At 60.2% G+C, this 15,097-nt stretch carries 13 protein-coding genes; 12 read left to right on the top strand and 1 reads right to left on the bottom strand.

What is annotated here, in order from left to right; all coding sequences use genetic code 11:
- Window positions 1-71: 71 nt before the first annotated feature.
- The 12 genes from WG907_RS11465 (at window position 72) to virB11 (ending at window position 13,911) form a co-directional block, all read left to right on the top strand.
- On the top strand, window positions 72-2,231 hold the full coding sequence (locus tag WG907_RS11465; protein ID WP_340232900.1) for a TonB-dependent receptor: 2,160 nt from the start codon (window positions 72-74) through the stop codon (window positions 2,229-2,231).
- Window positions 2,232-2,410: 179 nt separating this feature from the next.
- Complete coding sequence (locus WG907_RS11470) at window positions 2,411-4,525, top strand: putative bifunctional diguanylate cyclase/phosphodiesterase (protein ID WP_340232901.1); 2,115 nt, start codon at window positions 2,411-2,413, stop codon at window positions 4,523-4,525.
- Window positions 4,526-4,699: 174 nt separating this feature from the next.
- Window positions 4,700-5,284 (top strand): sulfotransferase family protein, encoded by a 585-nt coding sequence (locus tag WG907_RS11475; RefSeq protein WP_340232902.1) that lies wholly within the window; start codon window positions 4,700-4,702, stop codon window positions 5,282-5,284.
- Between the two features lie 56 nt (window positions 5,285-5,340).
- A complete protein-coding gene (locus WG907_RS11480; protein WP_340232903.1) occupies window positions 5,341-5,895 on the top strand; it encodes a TrbC/VirB2 family protein in 555 nt (184 codons plus the stop codon).
- A 111-nt stretch (window positions 5,896-6,006) separates the two neighbouring features.
- Complete coding sequence (locus tag WG907_RS11485) at window positions 6,007-6,327, top strand: TrbC/VirB2 family protein (RefSeq protein WP_340232904.1); 321 nt, start codon at window positions 6,007-6,009, stop codon at window positions 6,325-6,327.
- Between the two features lie 55 nt (window positions 6,328-6,382).
- Window positions 6,383-6,616: a VirB3 family type IV secretion system protein gene (locus WG907_RS11490; protein ID WP_445326808.1), complete on the top strand. Its 234-nt coding sequence runs from the start codon at window positions 6,383-6,385 to the stop codon at window positions 6,614-6,616.
- Window positions 6,595-8,997, top strand: a complete 2,403-nt coding sequence (locus WG907_RS11495) for a VirB4 family type IV secretion/conjugal transfer ATPase (protein ID WP_340232906.1) — start codon at window positions 6,595-6,597, stop codon at window positions 8,995-8,997. The genes WG907_RS11490 and WG907_RS11495 overlap by 22 nt, the downstream gene beginning before the upstream one ends.
- Complete coding sequence (locus WG907_RS11500) at window positions 8,997-10,244, top strand: TrbL/VirB6 family protein (protein WP_340233060.1); 1,248 nt, start codon at window positions 8,997-8,999, stop codon at window positions 10,242-10,244. Before WG907_RS11495 ends, WG907_RS11500 begins: the two co-directional genes overlap by 1 nt.
- Window positions 10,241-11,125, top strand: coding sequence for a VirB8 family type IV secretion system protein (locus WG907_RS11505; RefSeq protein WP_340232907.1), 885 nt, complete (start codon window positions 10,241-10,243; stop codon window positions 11,123-11,125). Before WG907_RS11500 ends, WG907_RS11505 begins: the two co-directional genes overlap by 4 nt.
- Entirely contained in the window at window positions 11,122-11,835 is a 714-nt protein-coding gene (locus WG907_RS11510; RefSeq protein WP_340232908.1) for a TrbG/VirB9 family P-type conjugative transfer protein, read from the top strand. The genes WG907_RS11505 and WG907_RS11510 overlap by 4 nt, the downstream gene beginning before the upstream one ends.
- Window positions 11,828-12,922 carry a TraB/TrbI/VirB10 family type IV secretion system protein gene (locus WG907_RS11515; RefSeq protein WP_340232909.1) on the top strand — a complete coding sequence of 365 codons (1,095 nt, stop codon included), beginning with the start codon at window positions 11,828-11,830 and terminating at the stop codon, window positions 12,920-12,922. Before WG907_RS11510 ends, WG907_RS11515 begins: the two co-directional genes overlap by 8 nt.
- Window positions 12,922-13,911 carry a P-type DNA transfer ATPase VirB11 gene (virB11, locus tag WG907_RS11520; RefSeq protein ID WP_340232910.1) on the top strand — a complete coding sequence of 330 codons (990 nt, stop codon included), beginning with the start codon at window positions 12,922-12,924 and terminating at the stop codon, window positions 13,909-13,911. Before WG907_RS11515 ends, virB11 begins: the two co-directional genes overlap by 1 nt.
- Window positions 13,912-14,023: 112 nt before the next feature.
- On the opposite strand, the gene WG907_RS11525 is transcribed toward virB11, so the two are convergent.
- A complete protein-coding gene (locus WG907_RS11525; protein ID WP_340232911.1) occupies window positions 14,024-14,983 on the bottom strand; it encodes a right-handed parallel beta-helix repeat-containing protein in 960 nt (319 codons plus the stop codon).
- Between the last annotated feature and the right edge of the window lie 114 nt (window positions 14,984-15,097).

A 15,097-nucleotide genomic window follows, 5' to 3' on the forward strand; every position in this document is an offset into this window, starting at 1 on the left:
TAACCGATAGTTTACCACACCGCCATTAAAAAGGAGACGGGTCCAACAAAATATAACGGGCAGTGGGTAGCATGATCAATGTAACGGCGGGACATTTCTGGCGGCGGGCGCTGCTCGCTTCGGTGGCGGCTAGCAGCTTTCCGGCGGGTGTCGCCTCGGCTCAGGTCAGCGATGCCGACATCACGATCACCGCGCGAAAAGTGCCTGAGTCCCTGCTCAAGGCGCCGCTGTCGGTGACGAGCATCTCGGGCGACACCGTCCTGGCCGCCGGTTTGCGATCGATCACCGATCTGACCCGGCTGGCGCCCAATGTCGATATCAGCGGCGGCATCGCCGGCCAGTTGCAGGGACAGATATCCATTCGCGGCATTTCCACGCTGGTTCGCAATATCGGACTGGAAACGGGCATCGGCATATTTGTGGACGACGTCTATGTCGGCCGGCCGGAAAATTTCGCGCAGGCGCTGCTGGACGTGGACCGGGTCGAAATCGCGCGCGGGCCGCAATCGACCGAATATGGCAAGAACACCATTGCCGGCGTCATCAATGTTCAGACCCGGCAGCCTGGTGGCGATCCGGAGGCATCGGTTAGCCTCGATGTGGGCAGCTATGACTATCGCCGGGCCGAAGCCGCAATCGGCGCGCCCCTGAACGACAAGCTGTCGGTGCGGGGCGCTGTGTCCTACACCCGGCAGGACGGCTTCTACAAACATCTGTCGGGCGGCAAGGATGCCGGCTCCACCGATCTCCTGACCTGGCGGCTGTCCGCCAAGTTCACCCCCACCGACGCGCTTTCCTTCCTTGTCCGCTGGGACGGTTTGCGCGATCGCGGCACGCCGGCCTTTTTCCAGGCGGATAGTCTGGCAGGCTATCCTGCCGATTTCCCGTCCAGAAAGCCGCTGCATATCAACAATAACCGGCCCAACCGGCTGTCGCGTGACGGGCAGGGCGTTTCGCTGAAGGTTGAATGGGAAGCCGACGCGCTGACTGTGACGTCGATCACCGCCTATCGCAAATCCTCCTATGATGCGTCGCTGGACGACGATCAGGAGCAGGTCGATTTCGTCGCCGCCGACGATTTCAGCGACAAATCGCATTTCTTCAGCCAGGAATTGCGCCTGACCGGCCAGACCGGAAAACTGCGCTATCTCGTGGGCGCTTTCTATTTCGACCAGATGGTCCGCACCGATCGGGCGCTCGGCCTGGGTGCCGACCTGGGCGTCCCCGGTCAGCCGACACTGACGACCAGGGGCCATGTGTCGACCGAAAGCGCGGCACTGTTCGCACGGCTCGATTATCAGCTGACCGATCGTCTCGCGCTGTCGGCGGGCGTGCGCTACACCAGAGAAAAGAAGCGGACTCATTTCGAACAGGGTGACGTAACGGGCATATTCCCGTTCCTTGGCTTTCCCGACCTGATGTTCGACGGCCGATCGAATGACGATGATTTCTCGCCGAGCGCGTCACTATCATACGAGATCGCGCCGGGCGCCAATGTCTACGCCCGCTTCGCGCGGGGGTTCAAAAGCGCCGCTTATAATGTCGACATCGCGTCCTCGCTGGCCGCGCTGACGGCACAGCCCGAACAGGCGACCAGCTATGAAGCAGGCTTCAAGGCGCTCGCGCTGGCCAACAGATTGCGCGTCAACCTCGCGGCCTTCCGCACCGATTACGACCGGTTGCAGGTGTCGCAGGTGCTGGGCAACGGCCTGGGGCTGAGCAACGCCGGCAAGGCCGTGAGCAAGGGTCTTGAAGGCGAGTTTTCGCTGCAACTGACGCCGCGGTTGCGGGTCGAGGGCAATGCGGCCGTGCTCGACGCCCATTATAAGCGGTTCGACAATTGCGGCGTACCGCTCTCCGTCGGCGGAGGCAGCACAGACTGCGCCGGCAACGATCTCGTCCTGGCCCCGCATTTCACCGGTTACGGCGCTGTTCAATATGAAGTGCCCGTGTCCATCGGCACACTCTTCGCGCGCGGCGATGTCGATTACAGGTCCACCGTCTTTTTCGAGCCGACCAACGCCGATGCGTTCAGGGCCGGGCCGCGGACGCTGGTCAATCTCCGCTTCGGGCTGCGCCGGGATAATTGGAGCATCACCGGCTGGATCGATAATCTTACCGATACGATCTACAAAACCTATGCCGACGATCGATCGGGCATTGGTATCTACAGGACCGCCGCCTATGGCGCCCCCCGCACCTATGGCATTGGTCTGGCACTGAAATTCTGAGGCATTGCCACTGGTCTGCTCACATATCCCGCATTTCGTAGCGCAGGGATTAACCGAACCTTATCGAGTGGATGGTAAATTCCTGGGGAATCCTAGTTGCGGCCGTCGGCGGGAGTGGAATGAACGACCGAATTTCATCGCGGCCGGCTTGCGAAGGATCGCAGGACAGGCAAGGCCCGATGGTCTTTAGTCAGGACGCGATGATACTCGCCGGGGTGGCCCGGTTCGAAATCGATGATCACGGGATATGCGACTGCGACAGCGGCGCCGCCCAGCTCATCGGTCTGCACAGGTCCGATCTGTTTTTTCGTTGGATCAGGGCTCTCCGGGCAGATCTCCGCAAACCGCTATTCGCTCTGGCGCGTGCAACATTCAGGGACGGCCGGGCCGATGCTCCGGTGACGCTGGACGACCGCACCGGCGCGACGAGGCATTTCAGGACGGTGACTCGACTGTTGGGCGATCGTGCCGGGACGTTCCGGATCGAGGTGGTGATGGTCGACATCACCCATGAACAGACGGAAATCGACATCCTCAAGCAGAGCGAGGAAAATCTCCGGCTGATCGTCGAATATAACCCCCAGCTTCCCTGGATCGCCGATGCGCAGGGTCGCATCATCGATTTCACCGACCGCTGGCTGGAAAATTCGGGTCTGGAACGGGATGAGGCCTCCGACGCGGGCTGGCTGACGGCGACGCATCCCGACGATATTGAACCTGTCGGCCAGGCCATCGCCACTGCGCATTCGACCGGCGAGCCTTTCGACGTTCGCGTGCGCCTGCTGGTCAATGATCAATATCGCTGGATGCGCGCGCAGGCCTATCCGCGCCGCAACGACGATGGCGATATCGTTCGCTGGTACGGTTATACCGAAGACATTCACGAAAGCGTCCTGATCGAGGATCAGATACGCTGGAATGCCGAACATGACTCGCTGACCGAATTGCCCAACCGCGCCCTGTTCAACGCATGTCTCGACAAGGCGTTGAGCCGCGCCATGACGAATTTCAAGAAGCTCGGCATCCTGTTGCTGGACGTCGATAACTTCAAGGACGTCAACGACCTGATGGGGCATCATGCCGGCGACGAATTGCTGAAGAATTTCGCCTCGCGCCTGATGGGGATATTCAAGGGCCGCGCCCTGGTCGCGCGCCTCGGCGGTGACGAATTCGCCATCCTGATCGAGGACGTCAAAACGAAGAAGCAGCTCGTCGATCTGGCCGGCGACGTGCTCAACATCCGCGAGACCTTCTTCGCTGCGGGGCGATCGATCGAATGCCGGGTCAGCATGGGCATCTCCACCTTCCCCAATGACGGCCGGGTCGCGACCGAATTGATGCGCCACGCCGATCTGGCGCTTTATCGCGCCAAATCCCTGGGGCGCGGGCAAATGCAGATGTTCGAACGATCCCTGCTCGAAGACGTGCAGGAACGGGTCGCCATGATCAATCGCGCCCGCACCGCCGTGCGCGACGGCACCATCCTCGCTTATTATCAGCCCAAGGTCTCGCTACAGACCCGGGAACTCGTCGGCTTCGAGGCGTTGCTGCGGTGGCGCGACAATCGCGGCGCGATCCGTTCACCAGCGGAAATCTACGCCGCGTTCGAAGATCATGATGTGGCGGACATGATCGGGCAGACGATGATCAACCAGGCCTTTAACGACATGGCGGCATGGAAGGCGAAAGGGCTTGCCTATGGCCATGTGGCCATCAACGTATCGTCCGCCGAACTGCGGCGTGAACAATATGTGTCGCGTTTCATCGAAAATATGAACCGATTTTCGATCGACGCCAACCATGTCGAAATCGAAATCACCGAAGGCGTGGTTCTGGGCGCCGGCTCCGACGTCGTCCGCAAGGCAATCGATGAGCTGCACCGGTGCAATATTCCGCTGGCGCTCGACGATTTCGGCACCGGCTTTGCGTCCCTGTCCCACCTCCGGTCCCTGCCGGTCAGCACGTTGAAAATCGATCGCTCGTTCGTCAGCGGGATCACCGAACGCGAAGCCGATGGTGCGATCGTATCCGCCCTCGTCACCATGGGGCGCGCGCTGAACATGAAAGTCGTGGCCGAAGGCGTGGAGGAAGAGGAACAGGCCGCGAAGCTGAGGCAGCTGGGTTGCGATTATGCCCAAGGCTTTTTTTTCGGCAGGCCGGCACCGGCAGAAGATATTCCCGCACTGATCGAAAGCTGGACTGAAAAGAACGGCGTCATCACGCGCGACGACCCTAACAGCCAGCAGCAGCCGGAGGAGGCAAGGCCGGTAACCGTGGGAGAACGCAGGCCTTGAACGGCGCCCGTGCGTATCAGGGGCATCGATATAACGTCCGCCGCACGATGCTGCACAGTCGTATTGCGCCTGATATTTCAGATATGCGGGGTGCCGGGGCGCTGACTCTTGCCCAGGTGGGCGACGTAAATTATTGCGGTCAATATGGTCGTTCTGTCATTCAAACACTCCTTCTTGTTCGTGAAGACCCGCAAGACGGCCGGGACATCGCTCGAAGTCCATCTGGGCGCATATTGCGGGCGCGATGATATCGTAACACCAATTACGCCGGCTCGGCCAGGGCATCGGCCGCGCAACCATGATGGCTATTATAACCATATGGCGTCATATGAAATCAGGGAACGGCAACCGGATTTCTTCGGACGCGCCTTCAAATTCGCCTTTGAGCGGCATCCCGTGGACAAGTGCCTGTCCTATTTTGCGATGCTGCGCCATTCTTTGGATCATAAGGCGCGCGGAAACCCCACGGAATGGCCGGATTTTGTTGATATCGGCGTTTTTCCGGTCGACACGGGTCTCTATGCCGGCCCTGACGGCACGCTGATGGTCGACCAGCTTTACCGGTATGAGGAAATGGATGCCGCGCTGAGCGATATCGTTGCGCGTACGGGGATTCCGAATGGTCCGCTCGTCGTTCGCGAAAAATCGGGGTTCAGAAAAAATGACATTCCCACCTTCGAAGCCGTCATGCGTGATCCGTGGGCACGCGACAGGATCATGGATGCCTTTGCTTGCACGCTCCGCCACATAGCCTACTGATCGGGCATGTCTTCGGCTCAGCCCCCTATTTGCCCCTGTCTTGTTAGTGACAAGCAATGAACGGCAGTTCCTCCATCGTCGCAGCAACCGATTGGATCAGCGACCTTCTCACCGGAAGCATGGCCGCCAGTGTCGCTGTCGTGGCGGTCGCGGCATGTGGTTTCGCCATGATGAGGGGGCAGCTTAACTGGACCACCGCAGCCAAGGTCATACTCGGCTGCACGATTATTTTCGGCGCATCCCAGATCGCCCAGGGCCTGATGGCCTTTGCAACTGTCGGGCGGCCGCCGCCTGCGCGGTTGGTCACGGGCGTCGATCCCCTGCCCATAAGTCGAGGAGTTACGCGTAAATTGGCGGCGGATGCTACTGCTCTCGCCCAAAACTATGCCCTGATCCACTCAGCGGTTGCGGCACGATTTCCAGACGCCCGTGGCATTATCCGTCTGCGGGTCGCGACGGGGGATGAAGGAGAGATGATCCGGGTGGATGTCGATGGCGACGGCGTAAACGAGGAAATAAAGGCGGTTGTTGCCCGCATCATCGCGGAGAGTGGCCTGTATTTCACTGAAAGGAACAGCATCCTTTCTTTGCCCGACGTCCAATTGCAGTAATTCCAACGTCGCTATTGATCTGTTTCGCCGAGTCATGCGAGACATCTCACTTGGCTCGAAAGCGCTCTTCTGGCGGCTGACATTGCCGAGCCGATCTCGGGTGGGGATGGAATGGACATTCGCGTGTTTGGGGCAGCCATTAGTGCGATTTACGCGATCGGGGGAGCACGGGCATCGGCACAGTCGGCGAATTTCGATCCGGCGGGTTCCGGTCCTATCGTCAATGCGGTTCACTGGCTCGAAGGAACGCTTCTGGGAACCGTAGCCACCGTGGTGGCTGTCATGGCGGTGGCGTCCGTCGGCTTTCTGATGCTGACGGGGCGGATGAACTGGCGCTATGGTGCCACGGTCATCCTTGGCTGCTTCATCCTGTTTGGTGCAGCTAGTATCGTCGCAGGCATTCAAAGCGCAGCCACGATTGGGGGCAATTAAGGTGAGCGCGGCGCTGGCGCGGGACGCGGTATTTGTGGCTCTCACGCGCCCCCAGATGTTCGCTGGAGTGACCTACACTTTTTTCATTCTGAACGGGATTGTGTCTACCGAGCTTTTTCTGATCTTTAAATCGATCTGGGCAGTTCCCGCCGCGCTCCTTATTCACCTGGTCGGGGCAGCAGCATGCCTTCGTGATCCGCGGATATTCGATATTTGGATCGTGCGTGTGACGCGCTGTCCCCGCATTCGCAACTATCGGTTCTGGCGATGCAATTCCTATCGAGCCTAGGATCGGCACGAGACCGACAGCGTCCCAGCTTCGAAAAGGAGGAAAGCGCCGGAAGCCGCTTGCCCTACGCCCGCCATTTCAACGACAGCATCATAGAGTTGCGCAACGGCAATCTCATGCAGGTGATCAGGCTGGACGGGCTGCTGTTCGAGACCGCCGACAGCGCCGAACTAAATTACCGCAAGACGCTGCGAGACGCGTTGCTGCGGTCGATCGGGAATTCCCGGTTCGCGCTCTATCATCATATCATGCGGCGCAAAACCCGGCTGGCCGACTCGGCCGGATTTCCCGACGCCTTCAGCGCTTCGCTCGATCACGCCTGGCACGACCGTCTTTCGGCGAGACATCTTTACGCGAATGAGCTGTTTCTGACCGTAATGAGGCGACCGGCAGCAGCCGGCAGCGGCGTGATCGATGCTACGCTCGATTTCTTCGGTCTGTCGACAAAGGCACGGGACGAAGCTGCGTTGATCGCTGCGGAAGCCAATGCTCTCGAAGCCGCCACGGATCAGATCATAACGTCCTTGTCGACCTATCGGCCCCGCCTTCTGACCATCTACGACACGCCATACGGACCTTGTTCGGAGCCTCTGGAATTTCTGTCGGCGCTTTACAACGCATCCTTGCGGCCCGTGCGGCTGCCATTTGGTGATGCCGGCCATTATATTCCCTACCGGCGCATCAGTTTTGGCCAGCGGGACATTGAACTCGGCTCCACCCAGGATGAGGGCAAGACCTTTGCCGCCATCATATCGGTCAAGGACTATCCCGGGCAGACCACGCCGGGCATGCTCGACGACATTCTTCGCATTCCCGCCGAAATGATGCTGACGCAGAGCTTTGCTTTCGTCGATCGCCAGGCCGGACTGGGACGGATGAACCTCGCGCTGCGGCGCATGCGGGCATCGGATGACGAAGCCATAAGCCTGCGGGGTGAACTCGGACAGGCGAAGGATGATTTCGCGGCGGGAAGGGCCGCCTTTGGCGAGCACCATCTGACAATCATGGTCAAGGGAGACAGCATCGCGCATGTTGATGCCGGTGTTGCCGAAGTGCAGTCGGCCCTGGCCGACCTGGGCATCGTCGCGGTCCGCGAGGATGTCGGGCTGGAGGCTGCGTTTTGGGCGCAATTTCCCGGAAATTTCAAATATATTGCGCGCCGGGCCCTGATCTCGTCGGCTAATTTCGCCAGCTTTGCCAGCAATCATAATTTCCCATCCGGCAAGGCATCGGGAAACATCTGGGGCGACTATATCACGGTGTTTGAAACGACGTCGGCGGGGCCCTATTATTTCAATTTCCATCAGGGCGACCTGGGCAATTTCACCATCATCGGTCCTTCAGGATCGGGCAAGACGGTCATTCTCAATTTCGTGCTGGCCCAGGCTTTGAAGCACCGTCCGCGTCTAGCCTTTTTTGACAAGGACAGGGGCGCAGAATTGTTCATTCGCGCCATTGGGGGCGAATATGACGTGCTTCGGCCCGGTATCCCCAGCGTTTTCAATCCGCTCCAACTAACCGACAGCGCCGAAAATCGAAATTTTATCGCCACATGGCTTGGTCTGCTGGCTTCGGCAGGGGGTGAGCCGTTGACGCCTGAAGACCGGCAGCAGATTGTCGAAGCGATCGCCGCCAACTACGCCGCGCCGCGACATTTGCGGCGCCTTCGTTCGCTTGCCCAACTGTTCCGTGGGGATCGCAGGCCACATGCGCGCGACCTGTTCGCCCGGCTGCAGCCCTGGTGGGGGGAAGGCGCGCATGCTTGGCTATTCGACAATGTGGATGATCGCGTCGATCTGAGCCAGTCGATCGTGGGCTTCGACATGACCCAGATTCTGGATAGCCCGATCTTGCGAACCCCCGTCATGCTTTATCTGTTTCACCGGATTGACGAACGGATGGACGGCCAGCCTACGATGATCGTGATCGACGAAGGGTGGAAAGCGCTTGATGACGAGATATTTGTCGATCGCATCAGGGACTGGGAAAAAACGATCCGCAAGAGAAACGGCATTGTGGGCTTTGTCACCCAAAATGCCGAAGACGCGCTTGCGAGCCGGATTGGCAGCACGATCATCGAACAATCTGCAACGCAGATATTCACGCCCAACCCCAAGGCGCGGACCGAAGATTATGTCGGCGGTTTCGGCCTCACTCAGCACGAGCTGGATATTGTTCGGGGGCTGCCCGACAACAGCCACTCCTTCCTCATCAAACATGGTAACGACAGCGTCGTAGCTCGCCTCAATCTCGAAGGGGAAAGGGGGCATCTCCTGATATTATCGGGGCGTGAGAGCACAGTGCGCAGGCTTGACGAGATCCGCAGCCGCGTGGGCGACGATCCTGCGCAGTGGATGCCCGAACTTTTGAAAGGTTCGTGATGGAATATTGCGCGCCCTTTGATCCGACATCCTCCTACGCCGTGACCTTATTGCTACATTTGTCCTGCCAGACCCAGGCTTTGGCCGAACTGGGCTACAGAGCGTTGGGCTCGGGCGCGCCGTTCGGACGAATGTTGGTCGGCCTGCTGACGATCTATTTCGCGGTGATCGGTTATCGCTGTCTGATCGGCGGACGGATCGGCGCTGATGTTATCATCTTTGCCGCGCTGCGCGTGGGATTCGTCATCATGCTGGCGACGCAATGGCCGGCTTATCAGCCACTGGTTTTCAACCTCGCCACACGCGGCCCCGAGGAGGTCGCGACCCAGATTTTAGGTGCGGCGCAATCTGGGGACAGTTCGACCGCTGCAATTTCCAGTCGAATAGACGCTGTGAGCGCCTCGATAGCTGAGGTCGCGAAAGTTCATGATATGGCTGACAGTTCGCCCGATACGGCTGATGGCGTTAGGGACGAAGTTGCCACACCATCTGGCCGAGTACTCAGGTCGGGGCCCAGTAGCGAATCCAGAAAGGCGCTCAGGTCAGCGAACCGGATAATGCTTGCATCCCTTGTCGGCGCTTTCGCTTCGGTCCGTATTGCCATGGCCATCATGCTGGCCTTGGGGCCGATATTCGTGGCTCTCGCTCTATTCAATGTCGGCACCGGGTTATTTGCGGGCTGGGTGCGGGTGATCGTTGCCACGATGCTGGGGGCGGTCGTCGTGCCTGTGGTGACGTTGATCGAACTGTCCGTGCTGGAGCCCGAAACGAACGCACTGACGCTGGCATTCCAGGCGAACAGCCCGGTCGACAGCTTTGCGGAACATCTCTTCATCACGACCGCCTCCTTTGCCGTGGTTGGCGTCCTCGTGCTTTTTGCGGTAGCGCGTGCAGCCATGGCTCTGCGTCTACCCCCGTTTCCGCGTCAGGCGGCCGCAAGGACGCAACCCACGGTCCAGACGGTCCACCACTCCGAATGGCGTGGGCACTCGGCGGCTTCATCCGCCAGCAATATCGAACGAATCAGCCGCGCCCAACTGTTGACGCGGAATATCGAGACGGAAATTCGTCGGGAAAGTGCCGATGGCGAGGGTAGAAGGGTGGCCGGAACGAAGGGCCGGGATGGGAGATCGGTCGATGATGGTCGCGCAGAGCCGTTCGTGACAGCGACGCGGTTGGGGCAGTCAGGCAGACGAGCGGTCGCGCGACAGTCATTGGCCCAATTTCAGCGGGACGCTGCCAGATGACGGAGCCTGCGGACATTCCAGAAGCGACATCGCGCGGACAATATTTCGCGCGCGCCGAAAACTGGGCCCGGGATCGGCGCGAAGCATCAAGGCGATCGCGCCGCATCGCCTGGAGCATCGCTGTCGTCGCCTGCGCCATAGCGGTCCTCGAAGCTTTCGCTCTGATCGGCATGGCGCCGCTGAAAACTGTGGTGCCCTATACCGTGCTGGTGGACCGTTCGACCGGATATGTGGAGGTTCTAAAAGGGATCGAGCCAAGAGTCATAAAGCCGGACTCGGCGTTGACGCAATCGCTTCTCGCCCAATATGTCCTCGCGCGCGAAAGCTTCGACATTCATCAGTTGAACGACCGATATCGCAAGGTCACTCTATGGTCGGCGCAAACGGCGCGTTCCGGCTATCTGGCGCAGATGCCGTCGAGCAACCCCGAAAGCCCGCTCAACATCTATTCCCGGTCGACCCTGGTCGATGCCCGGATCGAAAGCGTGTCATCGCTCGAAAAGGGGCGGGCGCTCGTTCGTTTCTCTACGGGGCGATATGATGGCGACAGGGCGATGGCGCCGGCTCAGCGGGATCATTGGGTTGCCGTGATCACCTTCCGTTTCGTCGGGGAGCCGATGTCAATCGAGGACCGGCTCGCCAATCCGCTCGGCTTTCAGGTGACTCGTTATCATCGGGATGCAGAGGTGCCGCCGCAGCCTGATCCGGCGTCGGCGCTGGTGGCGCCTCTTGCGGACTTGCGGGCGGCCGATGGAAACCGGCCCGGTCTGGCCCGGTCCGTAATCGCAACTGACGAAAGGACGTCGCGGTCAGATCGAAATCCCGGCGGAGCCGCGCGAGACGATCCGGCGACGGTACGGCAAAGTGGGGACGGTCTGTGATACGGACGGGGCCTGTTCTCGCTGCCTTCGCTTCGTTCATCGTCGGCGCACCGGCCAAGGCGGAAACGCTGCCCGTGTCTGCGATCGGCGACTCGCATATTCAGACGATTGCCTATGACCCGCAGCAGGTCGTCGGGCTCCGCATAGCGTCGGGCTATGCCGCCACGATTGTCTTTTCGTCGGATGAACGCATCGAAAGCGTGGTCGTGGGCGATAGCTCGGCCTGGCAGGTCCAGGCGAACCGCCGCGCGGACCATCTTGTCGTCAAGCCTGTAGGCTATGCCTCTACCACGAACATGACGGTGTTGTCGGATCAGCGCATCTACAATTTCACTTTATATGCCGTCCCCGCTGGAATGGCCGATACGCCCTATTTGTTGAGCTTCACATATCCGCCGCCGCCGGCTGACTCGGCCGTCGCGGAATCACCCGTGACCGGACGATATCGAATGAGCGGCCGTCGCGGGCTCTGGCCCACTCAGATTTCGGACGATGGGCAAACGACGACTTTGCTCTGGCCCAAAAACGTCCGGATGCCGGCGGTCTACCAGGAAGAGCGGCGCGGGAGCCCCGCGTTGGTCAATGGGGTCATGCAGGACGGGGCCTATCGGATCCAGGGTGTGTACCGTCGGCTGATACTCCTGCTCGGACGGGACAAGGCAGTCGCGACGCGGACGAAGGTCAAAGGAACGAGGCCGCAGGATGATTGATGCTGCGGAGCCCGTCCATGACCGGCGAGGCGACCTCATGCCGGAGGTCGTTCTGCCATCGGCCGGGCCCCCATCGTTTCTCGTAGCGGGGATGGCATTGATCCTCGCCATCGGGCTTTTCCTGTTTCTGGACGCCAGGCGGCGGGGCCTCGACGCGGAACGGGAGGTCGCCCGGACAATACAGCTGCAATCGCCTCCTCCGCCCCTGACATTCCCACCCGCGCCCCCGCCGCTTCCCGCGATCGTCATCCGGGAAGGCAGGGCGACGCCGCGTGAGCCGGCTGTGCCCATCGTCCCGCTGCCGGCTCCTGCCCATCCAGCAGTCTTGCCGGGAGAAACACCATATCCGGCGGCGCCGCGAAGCACAGCCGATGGCGATGCCAGGCCTGCCACCGGCGGGGCGGCCCTGGTCATCGATCTGACCGCAGGGACCGGTGTATCGATCGTCGGCGCCACGCCGGCCGGCGGGGACGGGGGAGTACAGTCTGCCCAGCCGAATGACGACGGGGTGAGGGCGACACTGATCCGAAACCGGACCAATCTCATTCCCCAGGGCGCTATACTGGCGGCGGTGCTCGAAACGCCCCTCAATTCGGATCGCCCCGGTCTGGCGCGAGCCATTATTTCGGAAGATGCGCGAGGCTTCGACGGCACGCGGATACTCATCCCTCGCGGCAGTCGCCTGATAGGCGAGTTCCGCAGCGACGGCTCGCCGAACTTGAAGCGGGTCCTGGTCAACTGGACCCGGCTCGTCCGGCCTGACGGTGTCGCCATGCGCATCGGCTCTCCATCGGCCGATCCGCTCGGGGGAGCAGGCATTGCCGGGAGAGTGAATAACCATTTTGTGGAACGATTTGCCGGCGCCGTTCTGCAATCGGCGTTGACCATCGGCGTCAACCTGGCGTCTCAGCGGCGCTCCTCAGGGGATGCCATCTATGTCGGCTTGCCTGCCCAGGCGTCGCAGATGGGACAGCAGTTCGCCCCGGGAGCCACCAAACCGCCGACGGTTAAGGTGCGCGCGGGCGTAGAGGTGACGGTACTGGTGGCGCGGGATCTTGATTTCAGCGGCACGCCGGCGGTGCGCTGATGAACGCCGCCAGTTCATCGGATCACTATTTCGATATCTATCTCGCGCCTTTGGTTCCCTACCTCTCGCGGGCCGATGTCACGGATATTTTCATCAATCGGCCGGGGGAGGTCTGGATCGAGACGCTGGCAGGCCATTTGACCAGCCATGCAGTGCCGGAACTCGACGAGGTCATGCTGTGGCGGTTAGCGCGGCAGATCGCGAGCTTCAGTCATCAGGGCATCAGCCGCGAACATCCGCTGCTCGCTGCCACCCTGCCTTGCGGCGCGCGCGTTCAGGTTGTCGCGCCGCCGGCCACGCGCGGACCGATGGCGATGGCCATTCGCAAGCATGTCGTCCCTGATTTGTCTCTGGCCGACTACCTGGACAACGGCGCGTTGGAGCAGATCGAATTCGCCACGCGTCGGTCTGGCGCTCTCAGCCCTGCACCAGTGAGTGATGCGCCTGCCGCCATTGCCGACTTCTTGAGCGAGGCCGTCCGCGCCCGGCGCAACATCATAGTTTCGGGCGGCACATCGACGGGCAAAACCACTTTCCTCAATGCGCTCCTCAAGGAAATTCCCGCGCACGAACGGCTGGTTCTAATCGAAGATACGCCTGAACTGACGGTAACGCACAGCAATAGTGTCGGAATGCTGGCCGTGCGCGGCGATCTAGGCGAAGCGCGGATAACGATGGATGATCTGATGCAGGCGTCTTTGCGAATGCGCCCGGATCGCATCATCCTGGGCGAGCTTCGCGGACACGAAGCCTATAGTTTTCTGCGCGCTGTCAATACGGGCCATCCGGGATCTTTTACAACGATCCACGCCGATACGCCGGAAGGTGCGCTGGAGCAACTCGCGCTCATCGTCCTGCAATCTGGAACTCAGATGCGGCGTGAGGACATTATCCGTTACGCGGAAAGCGTCGTGGATTATGTCGTGCAGCTCGAACGAAAAAATGGCCGGCGCATAGTCTCTCGGATCATGTCTACGCGCGCGGCCTAATGAGCGCCCCAGAGCGTTTTCCCATCAGATGAAGCTATCGGCTGACCAGGAAAACGCAGCGAATCGAAGAATTCAAGGGCAAGCAAGCCGATGGAATAGCATCGCAACCCGCTTAGAGAAGCGGCGTGGTCGACGTAGGCGCATCGCCGGTCGGAATGATGTTGGTGCCAAATGAGCGAACGAGGCCGCCGCTCGTGATGTTGAGCGACTTGGTGCTGCCCAATATCTGATTGTTATGGATGAATACGTCGTTGTTAGCGCCCGATACCGACACCCCGGAGCTGGTATTGTTGATCAACAGGGAATTGAACAGCTTCACATGCCCAAAGCCGGGCGTTGAAGTGATCGTGATGCCATCGACGTTGCCGCCGATCATCGAACGGTCGACGGTCACGCGGGCCTGAGCGGTGGTATTGACGCTGATGCCGGTGGTGAAATTGCGGATGTCGCAATTTTTCACGATTACGTCGAGCGCGCTAAGTACCCTGATGCCGGTGCCGCCCGTGCTTGCACCTTCGATATCGAGGCCATCCAAAATGACCTTGGCTGACGGTGCGTTGATGTTGATGCCGTTGGAGCCCAACGTGGCCAGAACGCCGGCCTGCATATGGTCCGAACGGATCGTGATCGACTTGGTGATCGTCACCGCCCCAAAGGCACCCGGATCCAGAGTATTGATTTCGCCGCCGGTAGCAGTTTTGCTGATTGCCCCGGCAAAGGTTTTACAGGGTGCTGTTCTGGAGCAGGGATTGACGTCATCGCCGACGCCGGAGACCCAAGTACGCGTAGCTTGCGCATGAGCCGGCCCGGCGAGCGCAAAAAGCTGCAACAAACACGCTGCCACAGCCGAAGCCAGAATTTTCTTGATCGACATTTTGCCCTCCGATGTTTCAGGAATCCTATCTGCGCCCGTTTTCTTGTTTGCCTTGGAAATCACGATAGCACGGTCCAAAGGTCGGATATAGTGTGGTCTGGCCTGCATCTTTGCCGGGGAAATATTTTGTGGTTCTAAGCAGCCGCCTTCACACCGGATTGAACCGGCCAGAAAATGGGCGATAAAGGCAGTCACCATTTTCCGGAGGGGTCTTGCGTGGCTGGGGTAGGCGACGATGCTTGAGCTTGAACAAGATCGACAAAGTTTGCATTCGCGATCACAGATCACGAATGCGCCTGTTTCTGCGGATAT

It is taken from the genome of Sphingobium fluminis, from assembly GCF_037723805.1.
Taxonomy (GTDB): Bacteria; Pseudomonadota; Alphaproteobacteria; order Sphingomonadales; family Sphingomonadaceae; genus Sphingobium.

Excerpts from the sequence above, each read along its gene's own strand:
- WG907_RS11465 (WP_340232900.1), top strand. The coding sequence starts at position 72 with ATGATCAATGTAACGGCGGGACATTTCTGGCGGCGGGCGCTGCTCGCT.
- WG907_RS11470 (WP_340232901.1), top strand. The coding sequence starts at position 2,411 with ATGGTCTTTAGTCAGGACGCGATGATACTCGCCGGGGTGGCCCGGTTC.
- WG907_RS11480 (WP_340232903.1), top strand. The coding sequence starts at position 5,341 with ATGAACGGCAGTTCCTCCATCGTCGCAGCAACCGATTGGATCAGCGAC.
- WG907_RS11485 (WP_340232904.1), top strand. The coding sequence starts at position 6,007 with ATGGACATTCGCGTGTTTGGGGCAGCCATTAGTGCGATTTACGCGATC.
- WG907_RS11490 (WP_445326808.1), top strand. The coding sequence starts at position 6,383 with ATGTTCGCTGGAGTGACCTACACTTTTTTCATTCTGAACGGGATTGTG.
- WG907_RS11495 (WP_340232906.1), top strand. The coding sequence starts at position 6,595 with ATGCAATTCCTATCGAGCCTAGGATCGGCACGAGACCGACAGCGTCCC.
- WG907_RS11500 (WP_340233060.1), top strand. The coding sequence starts at position 8,997 with ATGGAATATTGCGCGCCCTTTGATCCGACATCCTCCTACGCCGTGACC.
- WG907_RS11505 (WP_340232907.1), top strand. The coding sequence starts at position 10,241 with ATGACGGAGCCTGCGGACATTCCAGAAGCGACATCGCGCGGACAATAT.
- WG907_RS11515 (WP_340232909.1), top strand. The coding sequence starts at position 11,828 with ATGATTGATGCTGCGGAGCCCGTCCATGACCGGCGAGGCGACCTCATG.
- virB11 (WP_340232910.1), top strand. The coding sequence starts at position 12,922 with ATGAACGCCGCCAGTTCATCGGATCACTATTTCGATATCTATCTCGCG.
- WG907_RS11525 (WP_340232911.1), bottom strand. The coding sequence starts at position 14,983 with ATGGTGACTGCCTTTATCGCCCATTTTCTGGCCGGTTCAATCCGGTGT.